The 20,815-nt window shown below is 70.7% G+C and carries 20 protein-coding genes; 9 read left to right on the forward strand and 11 right to left on the reverse strand.

What is annotated here, in order from left to right; all coding sequences use genetic code 11:
- Positions 1-126 precede the first annotated feature (126 nt).
- The 3 genes from ABD289_RS07495 (at position 127) to ABD289_RS07505 (ending at position 4,996) form a co-directional block, all read left to right on the forward strand.
- Positions 127-873, forward strand: coding sequence for a type 1 glutamine amidotransferase (locus ABD289_RS07495; RefSeq protein WP_344128116.1), 747 nt, complete (start codon positions 127-129; stop codon positions 871-873).
- 53 nt (positions 874-926) lie between these two features.
- Positions 927-3,968, forward strand: coding sequence for a bifunctional [glutamine synthetase] adenylyltransferase/[glutamine synthetase]-adenylyl-L-tyrosine phosphorylase (locus ABD289_RS07500; RefSeq protein WP_344128118.1), 3,042 nt, complete (start codon positions 927-929; stop codon positions 3,966-3,968).
- 167 nt (positions 3,969-4,135) lie between these two features.
- The gene (locus ABD289_RS07505) at positions 4,136-4,996 is read left to right on the forward strand and encodes an SMP-30/gluconolactonase/LRE family protein (RefSeq protein ID WP_344128120.1); all 861 of its coding nucleotides are present in this window, start codon (positions 4,136-4,138) and stop codon (positions 4,994-4,996) included.
- Between the two features lie 13 nt (positions 4,997-5,009).
- On the opposite strand, the gene ABD289_RS07510 is transcribed toward ABD289_RS07505, so the two are convergent.
- On the reverse strand, positions 5,010-5,669 hold the full coding sequence (locus tag ABD289_RS07510; RefSeq protein ID WP_344128122.1) for a MerR family transcriptional regulator: 660 nt from the start codon (positions 5,667-5,669) through the stop codon (positions 5,010-5,012).
- On the opposite strand from ABD289_RS07510, the gene ABD289_RS07515 reads away from it, so the two are divergent.
- The 3 genes from ABD289_RS07515 to ABD289_RS07525 all read left to right on the forward strand — a co-directional run bounded on the left by ABD289_RS07515 (position 5,652) and on the right by ABD289_RS07525 (position 8,244).
- Positions 5,652-6,269 carry a DUF6194 family protein gene (locus tag ABD289_RS07515; protein ID WP_344128124.1) on the forward strand — a complete coding sequence of 206 codons (618 nt, stop codon included), beginning with the start codon at positions 5,652-5,654 and terminating at the stop codon, positions 6,267-6,269. The two genes, ABD289_RS07510 and ABD289_RS07515, sit on opposite strands and share 18 nt — an antisense overlap.
- A gap of 53 nt (positions 6,270-6,322) precedes the next feature.
- On the forward strand, positions 6,323-6,877 hold the full coding sequence (locus tag ABD289_RS07520; protein ID WP_344128126.1) for a GNAT family N-acetyltransferase: 555 nt from the start codon (positions 6,323-6,325) through the stop codon (positions 6,875-6,877).
- Positions 6,878-6,960: 83 nt separating this feature from the next.
- A complete protein-coding gene (locus tag ABD289_RS07525) occupies positions 6,961-8,244 on the forward strand; it encodes an aspartate aminotransferase family protein (RefSeq protein ID WP_344128128.1) in 1,284 nt (427 codons plus the stop codon).
- Between the two features lie 6 nt (positions 8,245-8,250).
- Here the strand turns inward: ABD289_RS07525 and ABD289_RS07530 are convergent, their stop codons facing one another.
- Positions 8,251-8,631, reverse strand: coding sequence for a hypothetical protein (locus tag ABD289_RS07530; RefSeq protein WP_344128130.1), 381 nt, complete (start codon positions 8,629-8,631; stop codon positions 8,251-8,253).
- A 221-nt stretch (positions 8,632-8,852) separates the two neighbouring features.
- Positions 8,853-10,277, reverse strand: a complete 1,425-nt coding sequence (gene glnA, locus ABD289_RS07535) for a type I glutamate--ammonia ligase (protein WP_344128132.1) — start codon at positions 10,275-10,277, stop codon at positions 8,853-8,855.
- 218 nt (positions 10,278-10,495) lie between these two features.
- Between glnA and ABD289_RS07540 the strand changes: the two genes are divergently transcribed.
- A complete protein-coding gene (locus tag ABD289_RS07540; RefSeq protein ID WP_344128133.1) occupies positions 10,496-10,966 on the forward strand; it encodes an RDD family protein in 471 nt (156 codons plus the stop codon).
- Positions 10,967-11,268: 302 nt separating this feature from the next.
- Here the strand turns inward: ABD289_RS07540 and ABD289_RS07545 are convergent, their stop codons facing one another.
- The 3 genes from ABD289_RS07545 to ABD289_RS07555 form a co-directional block, all read right to left on the reverse strand.
- On the reverse strand, positions 11,269-12,000 hold the full coding sequence (locus ABD289_RS07545; RefSeq protein ID WP_344128135.1) for a DUF4191 domain-containing protein: 732 nt from the start codon (positions 11,998-12,000) through the stop codon (positions 11,269-11,271).
- A gap of 151 nt (positions 12,001-12,151) precedes the next feature.
- Positions 12,152-13,162, reverse strand: a complete 1,011-nt coding sequence (gene lipA, locus ABD289_RS07550) for a lipoyl synthase (RefSeq protein WP_344128137.1) — start codon at positions 13,160-13,162, stop codon at positions 12,152-12,154.
- Positions 13,163-13,295: 133 nt separating this feature from the next.
- Complete coding sequence (locus ABD289_RS07555) at positions 13,296-13,832, reverse strand: hypothetical protein (RefSeq protein ID WP_344128139.1); 537 nt, start codon at positions 13,830-13,832, stop codon at positions 13,296-13,298.
- Between the two features lie 69 nt (positions 13,833-13,901).
- Between ABD289_RS07555 and ABD289_RS07560 the strand changes: the two genes are divergently transcribed.
- Positions 13,902-14,519, forward strand: coding sequence for a TetR/AcrR family transcriptional regulator (locus ABD289_RS07560; RefSeq protein ID WP_344128141.1), 618 nt, complete (start codon positions 13,902-13,904; stop codon positions 14,517-14,519).
- A 61-nt stretch (positions 14,520-14,580) separates the two neighbouring features.
- Positions 14,581-15,525, forward strand: coding sequence for an LLM class F420-dependent oxidoreductase (locus tag ABD289_RS07565; protein WP_344128143.1), 945 nt, complete (start codon positions 14,581-14,583; stop codon positions 15,523-15,525).
- A 4-nt stretch (positions 15,526-15,529) separates the two neighbouring features.
- Here the strand turns inward: ABD289_RS07565 and ABD289_RS07570 are convergent, their stop codons facing one another.
- From ABD289_RS07570 to sucB, 5 genes are all read right to left on the reverse strand, one after another.
- Positions 15,530-16,000, reverse strand: coding sequence for an ArsR/SmtB family transcription factor (locus ABD289_RS07570; RefSeq protein ID WP_344128146.1), 471 nt, complete (start codon positions 15,998-16,000; stop codon positions 15,530-15,532).
- A gap of 14 nt (positions 16,001-16,014) precedes the next feature.
- A complete protein-coding gene (locus ABD289_RS07575) occupies positions 16,015-17,118 on the reverse strand; it encodes a serine hydrolase (protein ID WP_344128148.1) in 1,104 nt (367 codons plus the stop codon).
- Between the two features lie 89 nt (positions 17,119-17,207).
- Positions 17,208-17,954, reverse strand: coding sequence for a lipoyl(octanoyl) transferase LipB (gene lipB, locus ABD289_RS07580; RefSeq protein WP_344128150.1), 747 nt, complete (start codon positions 17,952-17,954; stop codon positions 17,208-17,210).
- A 59-nt stretch (positions 17,955-18,013) separates the two neighbouring features.
- Complete coding sequence (locus ABD289_RS07585) at positions 18,014-18,901, reverse strand: TIGR01777 family oxidoreductase (RefSeq protein ID WP_344128152.1); 888 nt, start codon at positions 18,899-18,901, stop codon at positions 18,014-18,016.
- Between the two features lie 147 nt (positions 18,902-19,048).
- Positions 19,049-20,785, reverse strand: a complete 1,737-nt coding sequence (gene sucB, locus ABD289_RS07590) for a 2-oxoglutarate dehydrogenase, E2 component, dihydrolipoamide succinyltransferase (protein WP_344128154.1) — start codon at positions 20,783-20,785, stop codon at positions 19,049-19,051.
- Positions 20,786-20,815: the final 30 nt, after the last annotated feature.

Below are 20,815 nucleotides of genomic sequence, written 5' to 3' on the forward strand. Positions count from 1 at the left end.
TTGGTCCTGGATACCGCACCCCTCCCTTCTTTATATGCACGACCCGAACACCCCCAGCACGTACGAACAGCCGCGTAGCGGTCGTGTTGTTGGGCGAATGCGGCCCAGGCACGTAGGGTTTGCGGTATGGCTGGTGTGCGGATTCTGGTGGTGCAGCCTTCGAAGATCGACCCGGTGGGAACGCTGGGAGAGTGGTTCGCCGAGGCCGGCGCCGAGCTCGATGTGGTGCTGCCCGCGGAGCAGGACCTTCCCGAGCTCGACGACTACGACGCCCTGGTCGTCCTCGGCGGGGAGATGGGCGCCTACGACGATCTCGAGCACCCGTGGTTGTCCGGGGTCCGCTCGCTGCTGAGCAAGGCCGTCACCCGCGACATGCCAGTGCTGGCGATCTGCCTCGGTGCCCAGTTGCTGGCCGCGGCCACCGGTGGCCGGGTCCGCAAGGTTCCGGACGGCCCCGAGGTCGGCACCCTGCTCGTCGCCAAACGCGATGTGGCGGCCGAGGATTCGCTGCTGGGGCCGCTGGCGCTGACTCCCGACGTGGTCCAGTTCCACAACGACGAGTTCACCCTGCCGCCGTCGGCTCAGCTGCTCGCCTCGTCGCCCAAGTGCGAGAACCAGGCCTTCCGGATCGGCACCTGCGTGTACGGGCTGCAGTTCCACATCGAGACCACTCCGCAGATCGTGCTGGACTGGGCGGCCAACATGCCGGAAGCGGCGGAAGCGGCACGGCCCGGTCAGCTGGAGCCGGAACACCTCGAGGAGTTCCACGCCGAGATCGCCGAGACCTGGCAGCCGGTGGCGGAACGTTTCGTGCGGCTCGCGGCCACCCCGCCGGGTGATCGCAAGGCCAGCCGATTCCTGCCAATGGCGTGATCATCGTCAGGTCCGGTCTCCGGACCCCTCGGTAGCGGACTACGGTTCATTTCATGGCCAACAGCAATTCGCCGAGATCGGGGTTGGTTCCCTCCGTGGCCCGCTACGGGTTCAGCGATGCGGAACGTGCCGAGACCCAGCTGCGCGGAGCCGGCTGGTGGTCCGATACCGGACCGGGCGCGGCCGAGCCGATCGTGGTCGCGCTGTCCCGCACTCCCGATCCGGATCTGGCCTTGCACTCGGTCGACCGGCTCCGCGAGTCGATGGCCGAGGAGTGGGAATCGCTCTCGGCCGCGCTGGCCGAGGACGTCGAGCTGCGCGGCAGGCTCTTCGGCGTCCTGGGCGATTCCACGGCTTTCGCGGACCACTTGGTGGCCAACCCGGCGGACTGGAAGCGGCTGACTGCCGACGCCGTCCCTCCGCGGAACCTGGACGAGCGCACGTCCGCGTTGCTGGAGGCCGTCAGGGCCGAGGGAGACGGCGAGCCGGGCACCGAGGACGGGCCGGTGGCCGAGCTGTGCGGGCAGCGGGCGATCAGCGCGCTGCGCACCACCTACCGCGGCCTGCTGCTGGACATCGCCGCGCGCGACCTGGCCAGCATCGCCGAACCCGCGCTGTCGTCGGTGCCCTACGAGGAGGTCGCCGAGCTGCTCTCCGATGCCGCGGTGGCCGCGTTGCGCGCGGCAATGTCGGTGGCGGTGGCCGAACTCCGGCAGGTCGGTGTGCACGACACGCCGCGGCTGTCGGTGGTCGCGATGGGCAAGTGCGGCGGTCGCGAGCTCAACTACGTCAGCGACGTCGACGTGGTCTTCGTCGCCGACGGCGAGGACGACATCGCGACCGGGACCCGGTTGGCCAGCACGCTGATGCGCATCGTCGGCCCGGCTTTCTTCGAGATCGACGCGGCGCTGCGCCCGGAGGGCAAGGCGGGCGCTCTGGTGCGCACCCTCGACGGACATCTCAACTACTACCGGCGTTGGGCGCGCACCTGGGAGTTCCAGGCGCTGCTGAAGGCTCGGCCGGTCGCCGGGGACCGGGAGCTCGGCGCGCGCTACCTGGAGGCGGTGCAGCCGCTGGTCTGGACGGCTTCGGAGCGCGAGGACTTCGTCGTCGACGTGCGCGCGATGCGGCGCCGGGTCGAGGAGCACGTGCCCGCGGAGGTGGTCGAGCGCGAGCTGAAGCTGGGGCACGGCGGGCTGCGCGACGTCGAGTTCGCGGTGCAGCTGCTGCAGATGGTGCACGGCCGCAGCGACGAGGAACTGCGTTCGGCGTCCACCTTGGAGGCGCTGCGCGCGCTGGGCGAGGGCGGCTACGTCGCCCGTGCCGATGCGGCGGACCTGGTGGATTCCTACCGGTTCCTGCGGACCGTCGAGCACCGTCTGCAGCTGCGGCAGCTGCGGCGCACCCACCTGTTCCCCGAGTTCGACGACGCCGGCGGTCTCGGCGTGCTGGGCCGTGCCGTCGGGTTCCGCTCCAGCGGCCGCAACACCGCGGGCCAGGCGCTGGTCGCGGAGTTCCGCAGGCACGCCAAGCAGGTTCGGCGGCTGCACGAGAAGCTGTTCTACCGCCCGCTGCTGGAGTCGGTCGCGAAGGTGCCCACCGAGGCGCTGCGACTGACCACCTCGGCGGCCGAGGAGCGGCTGTCCGCGCTGGGTTACGGCTCGCCGAAGGGCGCGCTGCGCCACATCGGGGCGCTGACCGCGGGAATGTCGCGCCGGGCGAGCATCCAGGGCGCGCTGTTGCCGGTGCTGCTGGACCTCTTGGGCAACACCCCGGACCCGGACGGCGGCCTGCTCGCCTACCGCAAGGTTTCCGAAGCGCTGGCCGAAACTCCCTGGTACCTGCGGTTGTTGCGGGACGAGGGCGTGGTCGTCGAGCGCCTGGCCCAGCTGCTCGGCACCTCGAAGCTGGTGCCAGAGCTGCTGATGCGCGCCCCGGAGGTGCTGCGGCTGCTCGCGGACACCCCCGCGCTGTCCGAGCGGGATCCGGTCGAGGTGGCGATGTCGCTGCGCAGCACGGTTTCCCGGTACAGCGATCCGAGCCGTGCCGCGGCCGCCGCGCGGTCGCTGCGCAGGCACGAGCTGCTGCGCATCGCCTGCGCGGACCTGCTGGGGCTGGTCGAGCCGGCGGTGGTCTACCGCGCGTTGTCCAGCATCTGGGTCGCGGTGCTGGAGTCGACCCTGGACATGGCGATGCGCGATACCGCGGCCAGCGCGGATCGCGAGGTTCCCGCCCGCGTCGCGGTGATCGGCATGGGCAGGCTCGGCGGTGCCGAACTGGGCTACGGTTCGGATGCCGACGTGATGTTCGTGTGCGAACCGTGCAACGGTGCCGACGAGGAAACGGCGGTGAAGTTCGCGAGCACCGTGGTCGAGCAGGTCCGGCGGCTGCTCGGGCAGCCCAGCCAGGACCCGCCGCTGGAGGTCGACATCGACCTGCGGCCGGAGGGCAAGCAGGGTCCGCTGGTGCGCACCCTGGACTCCTATCTCGGCTACTACCGGCGCTGGGGCGAGGTCTGGGAGGCCCAGGCCCTGCTGCGAGCCCGCGCGGTCGCGGGCGATGCGGACCTGGGCGAGCGGTTCTGCCGCGCCATCGACCCGATCCGCTACCCGGAGGGCGGTCTCGAGGAGGCCAAGGCCCGCGAGATCCGCCGGATCAAGGCCCGGGTCGATTCCGAACGGCTCCCGCGCGGTGCGGATCCGGCCACGCACACCAAGCTGGGCCGCGGTGGTCTCGCCGACGTCGAGTGGACGTTGCAGTTGCTGCAGCTGCAGCACGCGCGCGACGTACCGGCGCTGCGCACGACGTCCACCGTGGACGGGCTGCGCGCCGCCGCCGAAGCGGGGTTGCTGGCCGAGTCCGATGCGAACGACCTCATCGAGGCGTGGACCCTGGCGACCCGGGTGCGCAACGCCGTGATGCTCGTGCGCGGCAAGCCGGGCGATCAGCTGCCGAAGAAGTCGCAGGAGCGCGTCGGCGTGGCCGCGGCGCTTGGCTATCCCTCGAGCGTCGACACCGGGGAGGTCGTCGACGACTACCTCCGGGTCACCCGCCACGCCCGCGCGGTGGTGGAGCGGGTCTTCTACGACACCTGAACGCGGTCGCCACGGTGGGCGCGGTCCCGGGGCGCGCACCTCCGCGAGCCCCGATCGAGCGGAGAAATCGCACCGCACCCACCAGAAACCCGCCGGTCGGCGGTGCATGCGCGGCCGGAGCGCTTCCTAGGCTGATCGGGCAGGCCATCGCTTGATCGGGGGCGAGGATGTCCGAGGAGTTCGAGCTGCTCGTCGATCGCCAGGCGTTGTGCGGAACCGGCCCGCTGTGGATGTCGGCGCTCAACTGCGTGTACTGGGTGGATCTGCTGCGCCGCGAACTGCACACCTACCACCGGGATACCGGTGCGGACGACGTGCGGATCTTGCCGGGCAAGGTCACCGCGCTCGGTTCGACGCGCCAGGGACAGCTGATCGCGGCCACCGAGAACGGCTTCGGGCGGGTGCACCTGGCGCGTGCCGGGTTGGACCCGGTCGTCCAGGTGCGCGGCGGAGACCGGATGGGGGCGGGTGGCTGCGATCCCGCGGGTCGATTCGTGGCCTGCACCGTCACCTACGCGGGCGATCTCCGTGCGGGTGGTTGCTACGTGCTGGAGGGCGGTCGTGCTCGCTTGCTCGTGGACGGGCTGACCGGACCGGGCGGGTTGGCCTGGAGCCCGGAGGGCGACAAGCTCTACGTGACCGATCTGCACGCGATCTGGGTCTACGACTACGACGTGGAACGCGCCCGCGCGGTTTCCGGCAGGCAGTGGGTGTCGTGCCCGGAAGTCGAGGGCACCCCGCAGGGCATCGCGGTCGATGCCGAGGGCTGCGTGTGGGTGGCCATGCACTGGACGGGACGCATCCACCGATACGCCCCCGGCGGTGACCTGGAGACCGTGTTGTGGGCGCCCACCCGCCGGGTCACCGGCCTGGCGTTCGGCGGGTCGCGTCTGGAGGAGCTCTACGTGACCTCCGCCTGCTTCGGCTACGACGAAATCGCCTTCACCGCTGACCGCTACGCGGGTTCGCTGCTGCGCTTCCGCCCCGGCACCACCGGAGTCCCGCGCAGCTCGTGGCAGGGAATTTGATCATGCGGTGTTATTACTGATCATCGTTGGTCGCTCTGCGCGCGAGCAGCTCGTGGAGCGCGGCTGCGCCGGTGAGTAGGGCGCGGGATCGCTTCTCGATGCTGGTGTCCCGGGCGGCCAGTGCGGCGTCCACGTCCGGGAACCGGCGGCCGCTCCGCAACTCCGGCATCAGGGCTCGGAGCGATTCGATCCGGTAACCGGCCTGGCGGAGCTGGTGGACGATCCGCGCGTCCCGCACGTGGGGTGGCAGGTAGCGGCGCGTCGCCCGCGCGGGATCGCGGACGGGGACCGCGAGCCCCTCCGCGTCCCAGTGCCGGAGCGTCGAGGTCCGGACGCCGAGCGCCGCGGCTAGTTCGGAGATGTTCATGGAGTCCGACGGGCGCACGTCGGCGATCGGCTCGTCCGCGATGGCATGTGCGGCGGCCTTGGCGCGCCGCAGTTCGGCGCGTTCGGCATCGATGCGCGCGTGCGCCCCGTCGAGCTGGGACAGCACGTCCGAGAGGTGACCGCGGTGGACCGCTCGCAGGATCTTCTTCGCTTCGGCCGGGCCCGTGCCGGCGGCCAGTTCCCGGTAGGCGATGGCGGAGTGCACGTGGATCTCGCCGTGCACCCGGTAACCGTTGGTCGTGCGTGTTGCGGGCGGGAGCACGCCGGCTTGCTCGAGGTTTCGCACCTGCTGAACGGAACAACCGGCGCGCTTGGCGACATCGCTGGTGCGGAGCCTGTCCGATTCGCGACCTGGCACCGGGTTCCTCCAGTTCGGTGGCGCAAAAGTCTCCACAAGCACTTCAATGTAACGCTCGAAGCCATGACCATGGGTGAATTGATCGAATTCGTGGCCGGACTGGGCGGAGTCGTCGTGCTCAAGCCCGTGCCCGGTGACGGCACGCCGGAAATCGCCTGGGGCGATGCCTTCTTCTACTACTCGCCCGAGGGAATCGTCCCGGGGAGAACCCAGCCGTTCGCGACGATCGTGACCAAGAACTACCCGGGAGAGGCACCCTCGGGTCTGGACCGGCCAGGAGCATTCCGCGTGAACATCCGTCCGGACAAGGAGGCGTTCATCCGATGGATCGGCCGCGCACCGCGCGAGCCCGCCATCGAGAAGATCGACCCCGCGGTCACCGACGCTTTCGTGGCGCACCCGCTCTACGGCACCGCCGGCTGGGTCTCGGTGATCAACCCCGCCGAGCCCACGCGGGAGCCGACCCGCGACCTGCTCCGAGCGGCTCACCGGCTCGCCCGCGCCCGTTGCGAGCAACAGCAGGGATGAGGGCGGTCCGGCGAAGCGTTACCGGAGGTGAGCGCTCATGGTGAGGTGGTCGGATGATCAGTTGGCGCAGGCTTGCCGAAGAGGACTTCCCGCTGCTCGGGCAGTGGCTTCGGCAGCCGCACGTGGCCCGGTGGTGGAACCACGAGACCTCACCGGAGGCGGTCGCGCGCGACTTCGGCGCCGCGGCCAGGGGCGCGGAGCCGTCGGAGGACCTGCTCGTGCTCCTCGACGGCCTGCCGGTCGGCCTGGTGCAGCGCAGCAGGTATGGCGACTACCCCGAATACCTGGAAGCGCTCGCGCCGATCCTCGAGGTGGACGCGGAGGCGGTGAGCATCGACTACCTGATCGGCGATCCGCAGCGGATCGGTCGGGGTCTGGGCAGCCGCGTGGTCCGGTCGATCGTGGAATCCACCTGGGACGACTACCCGAGCGCCCCCTCGATCGTGGTGCCCGTGTCCGCGGCCAATCGGGCTTCCTGGCGAGCCCTGGAGAAGGCCGGTCTGAGCCGCGTCGCCGAGGGCGAGCTGGAACCGGACAACCCGATCGACGACCGCGACCACTACGTCTACGCCATCGACCGGCCTGCTCGAAGGCAACCGATCCCTTGATCGACGCGGAATGCCGTAGACGACGTGGGGCTCGGGAAGTTCACCGGGTGATCGCGCGCGTTCCAGGGGTTAGCGTCGGGAGCATGGATGACGCGGCGCGGAACCTGGTCCGCTACTCGGGGCACGGTGACTTCAGCGACGGAATCATCGAGCGGGCCACCGGCAGCACGGTGGTCACCGAGGACGGGAAGGAGCTGCTCGACTTCACCTCGGGCCAGATGAGCGCGATCCTCGGCCATTCGCACCCGGAGATCGTGGCGACCGTCCGCGAGCAGGTCGGCAGGCTCGACCACCTCTACAGCGGCATGCTCAGTCGTCCGGTCGTCGATCTCGCGCAGCGGATCGTGCGGACCGTGCCGGATCCGCTGGACAAGGCCATGTTCCTGAGCACGGGTGCGGAGGCGAACGAGGCGGCGCTGCGGATGGCCAAGCTGGTCACCGGCGGGCACGAGGTCGTCTCGTTCGCGCGGTCCTGGCACGGCATGACCCAGGCGGCCGCGAACGCCACCTACGTCGCCGGACGCACCGGGTACGGGCCGGGTGCGCCGGGCAACTTCGCCCTGCCGGTGCCGGACCCGTTCCGGCCGGACATCGTCGACGCCGAGGGGAACCTGGACTGGCGCCGCCAGCTCGACCTCGGTTTCGACCTGATCGACGCGCAGTCGGTCGGCGCCCTCGCGGCCTGCCTGGTCGAGCCGATCCTGAGCTCCGGTGGCGTGGTCGACCTCCCGCCGGGGTACCTGGCCGCGCTGCGGGACAAGTGCCACGAGCGGGGCATGCTGCTGATCCTGGACGAGGCCCAGACGGGCTTGTGCCGCACCGGTGACTGGTACGCGTTCGAGCGCGACGGCGTGGTGCCCGACATCCTCACCCTGTCCAAGACCCTCGGTGCGGGGCTTCCGCTGGCCGCGGTGCTGACCAGCGCCGAGATCGAGCAGCGCGCGCACGACCGCGGATTCCTGTTCTTCACCACCCACGTCAACGACCCGCTGCCCGCGGCCGTCGGCAACGTGGTTCTGGACGTGCTCAGCCGCGACCGGCTCGATCAGCGCGCTCGCCAGCTCGGCGACCGGCTGCGCGGCGGGCTGGACGACCTCGCGGGCAGTCATCCGGTGATCGGCGACGTGCGAGGGCGCGGGCTGCTGGTCGGGCTCGAGCTGGTCGCCGCGAGCGATGGCGCCGGCGCGGACGAGCTCGGCGCCGCCGTCACCAGGCGCTGCGCAGAGCTGGGCCTGCACATGAACATCGTGCAGCTGCCCGGCATGGGCGGCACGTTCCGCATCGCTCCGGCACTGACCGCCACCGAAGAGGAGATCGACCGGGGAGTGGCGATCCTGGGCACCGCGCTCGGCGAGGTGGCCGGGTGAGCGCGGTCAATCGTCGGGGGCGATGCGGGCGAGCACTTCCGCGCTGAGCACGACGTCGTGCGGCAACCGCCGGAGCTCGGTCGCGTCGGCGGCGACTCCGCGGTCGCGGGCGATCTGCTCCAGCGAGTCCCAGTGGGCTGCTGCCTCGTGCTCGTAGGAGACGCCGTCCAGCGGTTCGTCCGGCCCGACCACCGCGCGCGCCGTCTCGCGCACGCAGGTCGCCGAGGTGGAGGTCCATCCGCCGGAGCCGGACCAGCCCCGGTCGTTCAGGAGGACCACCCGCGCGCCGCTGGTGAGCTCGAGCTCCAGCCGTGCCGACACGCTGATCGTTTCCCGTCGTTCGCCGTCGACCTCGACGAAGGTCACGAGCCTGGTCACCGCGGACATCCACACCTCGCTCTCCGGACGCGGGAACGGTACGCCGCGCGAAGCGAGCGGAAACGACGAAGGCGGGAATTCGCCGCTCGGTGCCGGACCGGAGCAGAGGCGCGTCGCGGGGCGACCGCGTGCGTCCCGCAGGACGCCCGAGCCGTCCGGAGGCGCGCGGGGTGCGAACGCGAAACGGCCCGCCGGGAGTGCCGGCGGGCCGTTTCGGGCTGGTCATCGACTCACACGTCGAAGTACAGCGAGAACTCGTGCGGGTGCGGGCGCAGGCGGATCGGGTCGATCTCCTCTTCCCGCTTGAACTGGATCCAGGTCTCGATCAGGTCGGGGGTGAACACGCCACCCTCGAGCAGGAAGTCGTGGTCGGCTTCCAGGTTGTCGATGGCCTCGGCCAGCGAGCTCGGCACGGTCGGAACGTTCTTGGCCTCTTCCGGCGGGAGCTCGTAGAGGTCCTTGTCGATCGGCTCGGCCGGCTCGATCTTGTTCTTGATGCCGTCCAGGCCCGCCATCATCATCGCGGCGAAGGCCAGGTACGGGTTGCCGGACGGGTCCGGGCAGCGGAACTCGACGCGCTTGGCCTTCGGGTTCGAGCCGGTGATCGGGATGCGCATGCAGGCGGAGCGGTTCCGCTGCGAGTACACCAGGTTCACCGGGGCCTCGAAGCCGGGCACCAGGCGGTGGTAGGAGTTCACCGTCGGGTTGGTGAAGGCCAGCAGCTTCGGGGCGTGGTGCAGGATGCCGCCGATGTAGTAGCGCGCGGTGTCCGACAGACCGGCGTAACCGGCCTCGTCGTAGAACAGCGGGCTGCCGTCCTTCCACAGCGACATGTGGCTGTGCATACCGGAGCCGTTGTCGCCGAACAGCGGCTTGGGCATGAAGGTCACGGTCTTGCCGTTGGCCCAGCCGGTGTTCTTGATGATGTACTTGAACAGCTGCAAGTCGTCCGCCGCGTGCAGCAGCGTGTTGAACTTGTAGTTGATCTCGGCCTGACCGCCGGTGCCGACCTCGTGGTGGGCGCGCTCGATCTCGAAGCCGGACTCCTGCAGCTGCTGGGTCATCTCGTCGCGCAGATCGCCGAAGTGGTCGTACGGCGCGACGGGGAAGTAACCGCCCTTGAGCCGGGTCTTGTAACCGCGGTTGCCGCCGTCCTCCTCGCGGCCGGTGTTCCACCAGCCCTCGACCGAGTCGACCTCGGCGAAGGTCTTGTTCGGGCCTTCGCCGAACTTGACCTCGTCGAAGATGTAGAACTCGGCCTCGGCGCCGAAGAACGCCGTGTCGGCCACGCCGGACTCGGTCAGGTACTGCTCGGCCTTGCGCGCGATGTTGCGCGGGTCGCGGCTGTAGGGCTCCAACGTGAACGGGTCGTGCACGAAGAAGTTGAGGATCAGGGTCTTCGCGGAGCGGAACGGGTCCAGCCGCGCGGTGTAGGGGTCCGGCAGCAGCAGCATGTCGGATTCGTGGATCGACTGGAAGCCGCGAACCGAGGAGCCGTCGAAGGCCAGGCCGTTGGTGAACGAGGTCTCGTCGAACGCGCTGGCGGGCACCGTGAAGTGCTGCATGACGCCCGGCAGGTCGCAGAACCGGACATCGACGAACTTCACGTCCTCATCAGCGATGAAGCGGAGGACCTCGTCTGGATTCTTGAACAAGCTCGGTGGCTCCTTCACGCAGATTCGTACAGCTCACCGGTGCCACGTCTGGTCGCCGCCGGCTCGTCGTTGACGTTATGCCATCGGTGTTGCCCTGTCGTCACTCCAGTGTTTCGCGCGCGTTAACGGCCACCTGATCGGGCGGTAGGGGTTGCACGCATGGTCACCCCCGCTGCGCCGGGGGAGTGGCCGCGCGGGCGGCACGTACCCTGGATGACGTGCGAAATGTGCTCAGCTCCTGGCTGGACGGCCCGAGGGCCGCATTCAACAACGTGCGTGAGCAGGGACACGACGCCCGTCCCGCGTATCGCGGCGAGGAACAGGGACTGCCGGAATCCGGTCCCGGGTCGGCCGCGCCGCTGCGCCGCAGGCTGCTCGGGTTCGTGGTGGACCTGCTGCTGGCGGCGGTGATCACCGCCGCGTTCACCGCGCCGAACTACCCCGGCGACTGGAGCGTGCTTACCTGGTTCGTCATCACCGTGCTGCCGGTGACCTTCTTCGGCGTGACGCCGGGGATGACGCTGGCGCGGATCTGGGTGGCGCGGACCGACTCGACCAAGCCGGTCGGCCTGCTGCGCGCCGTGCTCCGCGCGCTGCTGACCGCCTTCATCATCCCGGCCGTGATCTGGGACTTCAACGGCCGCTCCTGGCACGACCGGCTCACCCAAACCATCGTCCTCCGCCGCTGACTGAGGAGATTCTTGGTTCCCGGTTTGCTGGCCGGTGCGGGTGGCGGAACCTGACGCGTCGTGTGGCTGCGGGATCCGTTCCTTGAGTAGCGGCCTACGCGGCGTCGCGGCTGTCCTCGCCACACGACGCGTCAGAACCCGCGGCGGTGCCGACTGAGTCCCGCACTTGAGACGGCGGCTGCCGCCGCGTGCAGCGAGGAGCTCTGCCCGTGCGGATACTGCCGCCGAGCAGCGAAAGCGGGCCGGGGGATTGTTCCCGCCGGCCCGCTTTCGCTGTTGTTTCGCGCGCAACAGCCCGATCGCTACTTGGCGCGCCGCGCCGCCCGCTGCATGTTGCGCATCTTGGCACCCTGCGGAGTGGGGCCCTTGGGCATCGCGTTTCCGCTGCGGCTGGCCAGCGCCGCCAGGCGGCTCTCCAGCGCGTCGATCTGCTTCGGGCCGATGTTGCGCGGCAGTTTCATGATCCGCGACTGCAACTTCGGCAGTGGGACCTCGTCTTCCCCGCTGCCGACCATGATCTCGTAGATCGGGGTCTCGCCGACGACGCGTGCCACGCGCTTCTTCTCCTGGGACATCAGGGTCCGCACCCGGTGCGGAGCGCCCTCGCCGACCAGCACGATCCCGGGCCTGCCGATCAGCCGGTGCACCGCGTCCAGCTGGGCGGTACCGGACACGGCCTGGTTGAGCACCCAGCGGCCGCGCAGGTTGTCCAGCGCCCAGCCCGCCGCGCCCGGCTGGCCGTCGGCCTTCTTGTAGACGGTGGACTGCACCCTGCGACCGAAGATGATCACGGCTGCGAGCAGGCCGAACGCCAGGCCGACCGGGAGGAACACCCAGTGCAGACTCCAGATCATGCCCAGCAGGAAGACCACGACTGTCACGCCGAGGAACGCGCCGAGCATCAGCGGGAGGAGGAGCTTGTCCTCCCGGCGCTGCATCTTGAACGCCTCGAAGATCTGCTTGACGCGGCCGGCGCTCGCCTGACGTCGCTGTTTGGCCGCCTCTTTCTTGGCGGCCTTGTCCTGCTTGGCCATGTACTTCAGGATACGGCTCCACCTGGAGACGGTGCATACGTGCCCCGAATGCGTAATGGAGCCGTACTCTCGCGGGCCTGCGCGGGCAGGCCGTACCCGACGACGAAACGGGGTGCCCGGAAGGTCCGGGCACCCCGTTTCGCGCGTTGGATCAGCTGTTCTGGCGGGCCAGCACGCTGCGGGCTTCCTGCGAGGCCTCGCCCGCCTGGGCGAGGTGGGCGAGGTTCTCCGACAGCGGCATGCCGCGGTGCACCGTCGCCTTGGCGTAGAGCCTGCCCGCGCGGTAGCTGGAGCGCACCAGCGGTCCGGCCATCACACCGGGGAAGCCGATCTCCTCGGCCGCCTGGGTGTGCTCGACGAACTCCTCGGGCTTGACCCACCGGTCCACGGGGTGGTGCCGCGCGCTGGGCCGCAGGTACTGGGTGATGGTGATGATGTCGCAGCCGGCATCGCGCAGGTCCTGCAGCGCCGGGCGCACCTCGTCGGGCGTCTCGCCCATGCCCAGGATCAGGTTCGACTTGGTGACCAGCCCGGCCTCGCGGGCCTTGGTGATGACCTCGAGCGAACGCTCGTAGCGGAAGCCCGGGCGGATCCGGCGGAACACCGACGGCACCGTCTCGGTGTTGTGCGCGAGCACCTCGGGCCGCGAGCTGAAGACCTCGGCCAGCTGGTCGGGGTCGGCGTTGAAGTCCGGGATGAGCAGCTCGACGCCGGTTCCCGGGTTGAGCTGGTGGATCTGACGGACGGTCTCGGCGTAGAGCCACGCGCCGCCGTCGTCGAGGTCGTCGCGCGCGACGCCGGTCACCGTGGAGTAGCGCAGGCCCATGGCCTGCACCGACTCGGCGACCTTGCGCGGTTCCTCGGTGTCCAGCGGATCGGGCTTGCCGGTGTCGATCTGGCAGAAGTCGCAGCGCCGGGTGCACTGGTCACCACCGATGAGGAAGGTGGCTTCCCGGTCCTCCCAGCATTCGAAGATGTTCGGGCAACCCGCCTCCTCGCAGACGGTGTTCAGCCCTTCGCGGCGGACCAGACCCTTGAGTTCCTGGTACTCGGGACCCATCTTCGCGCGGGTCTTGATCCAAGACGGCTTCTTCTCGATCGGGGTCTGGCTGTTGCGGGCTTCCAACCGCAGCAGCTTTCGACCCTCAGGCGCCACAGTCACGGCCCCAGGCTACGCCTTCACCTGTCGGATTCGTCCATGGGAGCGGGAGCGGTGACTGCGATCACCGCCGCGCGCGCCGCGGGTGAGCGAGCGGTTCCGCCCGGTTCGGGGCCGGTCGGAACCGCTCGGCCGGTCACCTGCTCGGGATCAGCTTGCGCAGCACGCCGGGGCGGCTGCGCTCCTCGGCCTGCGCGGGGGTCGCGCGCAGCAGGTGCAGGAAGGCCTGCCCGACCCGGGCGATGTCGTGCTCGTCCTCGTGCTGCTCGGCCAGGCCCGCGGCCAGCGCCAGCATCCGGTGCTGCTGCGCGTTGGCCGCCCGCAGCACGGGGTGCTCGGCGTGGTGCTCGAGCACGTCCCGCAGCGCGGGGTTGGTCGCGGCGGTGCGGCGCCACGCCGTGGTGACCGCTTCGACGCGGTCGCCGTGCGGCGAGTGCTCGGTGTCGGCGAGGGCCACTTCGACCCTGCCGTTGAGCTGCTGCATCCACTTGTAGTGCAGTGCGGCCAGCAGTTCCCCCGCACCGGTGAACGGGTTCGGAATCGTGTCGAGGGCCGATCGGGGGTCTCGGCGAGCGTTGTCGAGTACCTCGGCGATCGCGTGCTTGCGCTGGTAGTAGGTGTTCCAGCTCATGGCGCTCTCCAGGAGTTCGGGGATACCCCAGGTGTGTGGCATACCATCGGTATGTCGCATGATCGACGGTATCACGGTGACGTACCGTCGGTATGTCATACGCTTGTGAGCATGCCTACAGTTCGTTCGCGGCGCGTCGAGTACTCGGAAGCAACCAGGCAGGCGCTGGTGGCTTCCGCGGTCGAGTTGTTCACCGAGCGCGGTTACTCGGGGACGTCGCTGGACGAAATAGCCAAGCGGGCGCGGGTCACCAAGGGCGCGTTGTACCACCACTTCGGCGGCAAGCAGGCGTTGTTCGAGGCGGCCTTCGCCGCGGTCGAGGCGGACGTGGTCGATCGGCTCGCCGAGGTGGTGTCCGACTCCGGCGATCCCTGGGAGGCCACCCGATCAGGGCTCAGCGCGTTCCTCGAGGTCTGCCTGGAGCCTTCGTACCAGCGCATCGTGGTCCAGGACGGGCCCGCGGTGATGGGCTGGGAGCGCTGGCGCACCGCCGAGGAGGCGCACACCTTCGGCGTGCTGCGCACCGTGGTGAACACCCTCGTCGAGTCCGGTGAGATCGGTGATCTGCCGGTCGACGCGCTCGCCCGCATCATGTTCGGCGCGCTGTCCGCGGGAGCCACGGCGATCGCGGGCTCGGCCGCACCGATCCGGGAGCGGGCCGACATCGCGGCCTGCGTGGAGCAGGTGCTGACCGGGCTGCGCCTGGCCCGATCGAGTTCGCCGAGTTGATTCGGCGGGACCGCGCGGCTCTCGGCGCCACGGCGCGTGCGCGCCGCTAGCCTGATGATCCGTGACTGAGAACTTCAAGCTCCGGATCTTCACCGAGCCCCAGCAGGGCGGCTCCTACGACGACCTGGTGCGGGTGGCCAAGCACGCCGAAACCACCGGTTACGACGCGTTCTTCCGCTCCGATCACTACCTGAAGATGGGCGAGGTCTCGGGCCTGCCCGGCCCGACCGATGCCTGGGTGACGCTGGGCGGCCTGGCCCGCGAGACCAGCAGGCTGCGGCTGGGCACCCTGATGACCGCGGGCACGTTCCGGTTGCCCGGGCCGCTGGCGATCTCGGTCGCCCAGGTCGACCAGATGTCCGGCGGTCGCATCGAGCTGGGGCTGGGCAGCGGCTGGTACGAGCAGGAGCACACCGCCTACGGCATCCCGTTCCCGTCGTTGAAGGAGCGGTTCGACCGCTACGCCGAGCAGCTGGAGATCATCACCGGCCTGTGGGGCACCGCCGAGGGCGAGACCTACTCGTTCGACGGCGAGCACTACCAGCTCAGCGAGTCGCCCGCGCTGCCCAAGCCGGTGCAGTCGCCGCGTCCGCCGGTGCTCATCGGTGGCGGCGGCAAGAAGCGCACGCCCCGGCTGGCCGCTCGTTTCGCCGACGAGTTCAACCTGCCCTTCGTCGACATCGACACCGCGGCCGCGCAGTTCGATCGGGTCGACGCCGCCTGCGCCGCGATCGGCCGGGACTCCGGTGAGATCGTGCGCTCGGCGGCGATGGTGCTGTGCGTGGGCGAGAACGAGGCCCAGCTGGCCCGCCGCGCCGAGGCGATCGGCCGCGAGGTCGACGAGCTCCGCGCCAACGGGCTGGCGGGCACTCCGGCCGAGGTCGTCGACAAGATCGGCACCTGGCGCGAGCGCACCGGGATCACCCGCGCCTACCTCCAGGTCCTCGATCTGTCCGACCTGGACCACCTCGACCTGGTCGCCGACCAGGTGGCACCGCAGCTGTGAGCCGTCAGCCGCGGAGCTGACCGGCGATGTCGGAGGCCGCGGTGAGCAGGACCAGCGCCGGGATCGTCGCCTGCGGGCGCAGCCGGTAGGAACCGCGCTTGTCCTGCTCGACGAGGTTGGCCGAGGTCAGGGCCTTGAGGTGGTGGTAGAGCTTGCCGGGCGAGCCCAGATCGGTGGTGTGCTGCAACGCCGCCGAGGTCTGCGGTCCGCTCTCGGCCAGCAGGCGGACGATGGCCACCCGGGCCGGGTGACCCAGGGCGGCCAGCACGTCCGCGCGCGGCCCGTCCGGGAGGTCGAGGACCTGCGCCGGATCGGCCCGGATGTGCCATTCCAGCTCCACCGGCCCGGCGAGGTGCCCGTCGTAGCTCACCGCGGACCCGCTGGGCGCGGTCGGTTGCCGGTCGTCGCCGGACCGCTCGGTTTCGAGGGCGGCGATGCGGGATTCCAGGGCTTCGACGCGTTGTTGCAAGTCCACGCCGCGAGCTTGCCTCAGCGGCCCAGGGCCGCGCCCAGCCGGTCCCGCCACCGGGCGTCGCGGATCGCCGGCAGCAGCAGCGCTGCCGGGTTGCTCGTGACGAGCTCGCCCCGTGCGGCCGGGTCGTGCGCCACCAGCCCGCCGGTGCCGATCGTGCCGTCGGAGCGGCGCACCGACGCACCCGCGGTGACCACGCCGGGCAGGCTGCCGCCCTTGAAGCCGATGCCGTCCACGCCGGGCGGGAGCGCCCCGCCCGCCGCTGGAGCCTCGAGGTGCTCGCGCGCCAGCGTCGAGGCCGGGTCGGACTCGCTCGCCAGCGCGCGGTGCACCGCGTCGAGCTCGCGCGGCGAGCCGGCCGCCGTCGACGAGGCCCACGCCACCTGTTCGGGCAGCGGCGGCATCGGCTGGTGCAGCCGCCAGTCTCGAACGCGCTGCCGCAGCGCGGGTTCGTCGCGATAGCGGCGCTCGAGGGCGAACCCCCAGGCCCGCCGGGCCGCGACGGGCAATCTTGGCGGGGGAGCGGTCTCCGGCAGGGCCAGGAACAGGTACTCCGCGCACAGCGATCGCACGTCCGCTCGCCACCAGCCGCGGGTGCGGCCCGCCGTGACCACCGCGTGGGCGCCCAGGCGATCGCGCAGGAAGTCGGGCACGGCGCTGTCGCTGAACAGCAGCATCATCGAGACCATGTCGCGCAGCGCCACCCGCTGCTCGGGATCGGCGGCGTACAACTCGCTCGAATCGGCCGGGATCCCGAGCTGGCTCAGGGCGTTGGCGTGCGCGTGGCCATCGGTGGGCACGTAGTAGCGCTCCCAGTCGCCCACCCGCACTCGTTCGTCCGGGTCGATCCGGCGCGCGATCACGGCTTCGGCGTAGGCGGCCAGGTGCAGCACCTTCACCGCCGAGGCCAGCGGGCGCGGGGTGTCGGCGGCGTGCGCGAGCCGGTGCCCGCGGCCGTCGTCGATCGCGAGCCCGATCGCGTCGCGGTGGGCGGAGACCCAGTTCAGCCAGCCTTCGGGGGTGCTCAGATCCGGCTGAGCCCGGGCCGGAGCGGGTTTCGCGAGCAGCAGGGGAGCCGTGGCACCTGCCGCGATCAGCAGGCTCCGGCGGGATGTCGGCATGACCGCTCCTCCAGTAGTCCGTAATTACGGAATACTAGAGGAGCGGTGTCGAGATGTCAGGTATTGCCGGAGTTCCGGTCGCGGGGCGCTCAGCGCAGGCTCGGGTCCAGGGACAAGGTCACCCCGGCCGCGGTGGGCTGATCCCTGGGGATGTCGCGCTCGGTCACCGCCAGGCGGCCGTCCAGGGCGTCCAGCACCGCCTGCTCGACCATCGGGTAGGCCTCGTCAACGGTGACGTTGCGGCCGAGCTCGGCCGACAGCGAGGTGGTTCCCGCATCGCTGATGCCGCACGGCACGATCCGGTCGAAGCCGCCGAGGTCGGCGTTGCAGTTGAGCTCGAGGCCGTGCATCGTGACCCCGCGCTGCACCCGGATGCCGATCGCGGCGATCTTGCGCTCCGGCCGGGCGCCGTCGGCGGGAAGCCACACACCGCTGCGGCCGTCCACGCGCCCGGCGTCGAGCCCGAACTCGTCGCAGACGTGGATCAGGGCCTGCTCCAGGCGGCGCACGTAATCGACCACGTCGATCGGATCGGCCAGCCCCACGATCGGGTAGCCGACGATCTGGCCCGGGCCGTGCCAGGTGATCTTGCCGCCCCGGTCGACGTCGATGACCGGGGTGCCGTCGGTCGGCCGGTCCTCCGTCGAGGTGCGCTTGCCCGCCGTGTACACCGAAGGATGCTCCAGCAGCAGGAGGGTGTCCGGGTTCTGCTCCTCGAGACGGCCGTTGGCCAGCTCCCGCTGGAGCTCCCACGCGTCGAGGTAGTCGATGACACCCAGGTATTTCACGTCCACCGCTGCCGAGGAGGTGCGGCACGAAGAATCAGCTCGGCTCACGTCCGCCCAGGTTACGCTTCCGCACAGCGGCTCGTTCAGCGGCTCGTTCAGCGGCTCGTTCAGCGGCCGGTCGCGGCCGCGAGCGCTGCGTCGATCGTGGGGTGCTGGAAGGAGAACCCGTTGGCCTCCAGCACCGTCGGCAGCGCGCGCTGCCCGGTCAGCGCGGAGTCGGCGAGCTCGCCCAGCGCGGCGCGCATCGCGAAACCGGGCACGATCCACGGAGCGGGCCGCCCCAGCGCCTCGCCGAGCGCGCGGGTGAACACGGCGTTGGTCACCGGCGCGGGCCCGGTGAGGTTGACCGGGCCGGAGATCGCCGGGTTCTCCAGCACGAACCTGATCGCGGCGATCTCGTCGTCGAGGGAGATCCACGGCATGTACTGCCGTCCCGAGCCGAGCCTGCCGCCCAGCATCAGCTTGAACAACGGCCGCAGCTGCCCGAGCAGGCCGCCCGAAGGGGCGATCACCAGACCGGTGCGCAGCAGCGCCACCCGGGCGCCCGCATCGGCGGCCGCCGTGGTCGCCGCCTCCCAGCGCTGGCACAGGTCGGCGAGGAAGTCCGTGCCCGGTGCCGAGGTCTCGGTGACCGGCTGCGATCCGGTGTCGCCGTAGTAGCCGACCGCCGAGGCGTTGGCCAGCACCGGCACGCCCGCTTTGGCCACCGCCTCGGAGAGCACTTCGGTCGCGCGCACGCGGGCCTGCACGAGGTGGCGCTTGCGCTCGGGGGTCCAGCGCTTGTCGCCGATGCCCGGGCCGGACAGGTTGACCACCGCATCGGCCCCGTCGAGCGCATCGGCGTCCAGCGAACCGGTGTCCGGGTCCCAGCCGCGCTCGTCCGGAGCGGCTGGCACCCGGCGCACCAGGCGCACCACTTCGTGATCGGCCTGGCGAAGCCCGGCGACCAAGGACGTACCGATCAGGCCCGATGATCCGGCGACGACGACGCGCATGCCCGGCATCGTCCCGCATCGACCGACTTGGCGCGAACATTTCGCGCGAAGGACGAACGGCCGCCCACCCCAAGAGGTGAGCGGCCGTCGCCGCGTCCGGTGGTCGCCGCGCTCGCGGTGCGGGGCGGGACGACCGCGGATCAGCCGTTACAGGCCCAGGTCGGCCTCGAAGGCGCCCTCTTCCAGGCGCTGCTTGACCGTGGCCAGGAAGCGGGCCGCGTCGGCGCCGTCGACCAGGCGGTGGTCGTAGGACAGCGCCAGGTAGACCATCGAGCGGATGGCGATGGTGTCGCCGCCGTTCTCGTCGGCCACCACGACCGGGCGCTTGACGACCGAGCCGGTGCCGAGCATGCCCACCTGCGGCGGGTTCAGGATCGGCGTGTCGAACAGCGCGCCCCGGCTACCGGTGTTGGTGATGGTGAAGGTGCCACCGGAGAGCTCGTCGGGCTTGATCTTGTTGTTGCGGGTCCGCGCCGCCAGGTCGGCGATCTTGCGGGCCAGTCCGCCGAGGTTGAGGTTCCCGGCGTCGTGGATGACCGGCGAGACCAGGCCGCGGTCGGTGTCCACGGCGATCGAGAGGTGCTCGGCGCCGTGGTAGGTGACCTGGCTCTGCTCCTCGTTGATCGAGGCGTTGACCTTCGGGTGCAGCTTCAGCGCCTCGGCAGCGGCCTTGCCGAAGAACGGCAGGAACGAGAGCTTGACGCCCTCGGTCGCCTCGAAGTTGCCCTTCGCGCGGTCCCGCAGGCGAGCGATCTTGGTCACGTCGACCTCGATCACCGTGGTCAGCTGCGCCGCGGTCTGCAGCGACTCGACCATCCGGCGGGCCAGCAGCTGCCGCAACCGCGACATCGGCTGGGTGGTGCCGCGCAGCGCCTCGGCCTCCTCCGAGGGAGCCGGCGTCGTGGCCTGGGCGCTCTGCGAAGCCGGGGCGGTGGCCGGAGCGGAGCTCGCCGGGGCCTGCTTCGCGTCGATCGCCGCCTGCACGTCCTGCTTGCGGATGCGACCGCCGACACCGCTGCCCTTGAGGGTGGTCAGGTCGATGCCGTGCTCGTTGGCCAGCTTGCGCACCAGCGGCGTGACGTACGGCGTACCGCCTGCCGGGGCGGAGTCCTGCTCCTGCTCGGCGGGCTGCTCCTGCTCGGCGGGCTGCGCCGGAGCGGCGGGCTGCGCCGGAGCGGCGGGCTGCGCCGGTGCTGCCGGCTGGGCCGGAGCGGCGGGTTCCGCAGCGGCGGCCGGGGCCGGTTCCGGTTCGGGCGTGGACGGAGCCGGGGCGGCGTCGGCGGAACCGACCACCGCGAGCTTGGCGCCGACCTCGACGGTGTCGTCCTCACCGGCGCTGATCTCGAGCAGGGTGCCCGCCACGGGGGACGGGACCTCGGTGTCGACCTTGTCGGTGGAGACCTCCAGCAGCGGCTCGTCGACCTCGATCGTGTCACCGACCTGCTTGAGCCACCGGGTGATCGTTCCCTCGGTCACGCTCTCGCCGAGCGCGGGCATCTCGACGTCGGTGCCCTGCGCGGCTCCACCGCTCGATGCGGCGGGCGCCGATGCGGCGGCCTGCGGCTCCGGCGCGGCGGGTGCTTCCTGGGCGGCCGGGGCTTCCTGGGCCGGAGCGGACTCCGCGGCGGGGGCCGGGGCCTCTTCGCCGGACTCACCGAGCGTCGCGAGCTCGCCGCCGACCTCGACGGTGTCGTCTTCCTTGGCGATGATGCGCTGAAGCACACCGGCTGCCGGCGACGGGATCTCGGTGTCGACCTTGTCGGTGGAGACCTCCAGCAGGGGTTCGTCGACCTCGACGGTCTCGCCCTCCTGCTTGAGCCACCGGGTGATCGTTCCCTCGGTCACGCTCTCGCCGAGTGCCGGCATCTGAACGGAGAAGGCCATCTGTTGCTGACTCCTCGTGGGTGTGGCGGG

The sequence above is a fragment of the Saccharopolyspora halophila genome (assembly GCF_039531955.1).
GTDB lineage: Bacteria > Actinomycetota > Actinomycetes > Mycobacteriales > Pseudonocardiaceae > Saccharopolyspora > Saccharopolyspora halophila.

Coding starts and splice junctions, on each gene's coding strand:
- ABD289_RS07495 (WP_344128116.1), top strand. CDS start 127: ATGGCTGGTGTGCGGATTCTGGTGGTGCAGCCTTCGAAGATCGACCCG.
- ABD289_RS07500 (WP_344128118.1), top strand. CDS start 927: ATGGCCAACAGCAATTCGCCGAGATCGGGGTTGGTTCCCTCCGTGGCC.
- ABD289_RS07505 (WP_344128120.1), top strand. CDS start 4,136: ATGTCCGAGGAGTTCGAGCTGCTCGTCGATCGCCAGGCGTTGTGCGGA.
- ABD289_RS07520 (WP_344128126.1), top strand. CDS start 6,323: ATGATCAGTTGGCGCAGGCTTGCCGAAGAGGACTTCCCGCTGCTCGGG.
- ABD289_RS07525 (WP_344128128.1), top strand. CDS start 6,961: ATGGATGACGCGGCGCGGAACCTGGTCCGCTACTCGGGGCACGGTGAC.
- ABD289_RS07530 (WP_344128130.1), bottom strand. CDS start 8,631: ATGTCCGCGGTGACCAGGCTCGTGACCTTCGTCGAGGTCGACGGCGAA.
- ABD289_RS07545 (WP_344128135.1), bottom strand. CDS start 12,000: ATGGCCAAGCAGGACAAGGCCGCCAAGAAAGAGGCGGCCAAACAGCGA.
- ABD289_RS07555 (WP_344128139.1), bottom strand. CDS start 13,832: ATGCCACACACCTGGGGTATCCCCGAACTCCTGGAGAGCGCCATGAGC.
- ABD289_RS07560 (WP_344128141.1), top strand. CDS start 13,902: ATGCCTACAGTTCGTTCGCGGCGCGTCGAGTACTCGGAAGCAACCAGG.
- ABD289_RS07575 (WP_344128148.1), bottom strand. CDS start 17,118: ATGCCGACATCCCGCCGGAGCCTGCTGATCGCGGCAGGTGCCACGGCT.
- ABD289_RS07585 (WP_344128152.1), bottom strand. CDS start 18,901: ATGCGCGTCGTCGTCGCCGGATCATCGGGCCTGATCGGTACGTCCTTG.
- sucB (WP_344128154.1), bottom strand. CDS start 20,785: ATGGCCTTCTCCGTTCAGATGCCGGCACTCGGCGAGAGCGTGACCGAG.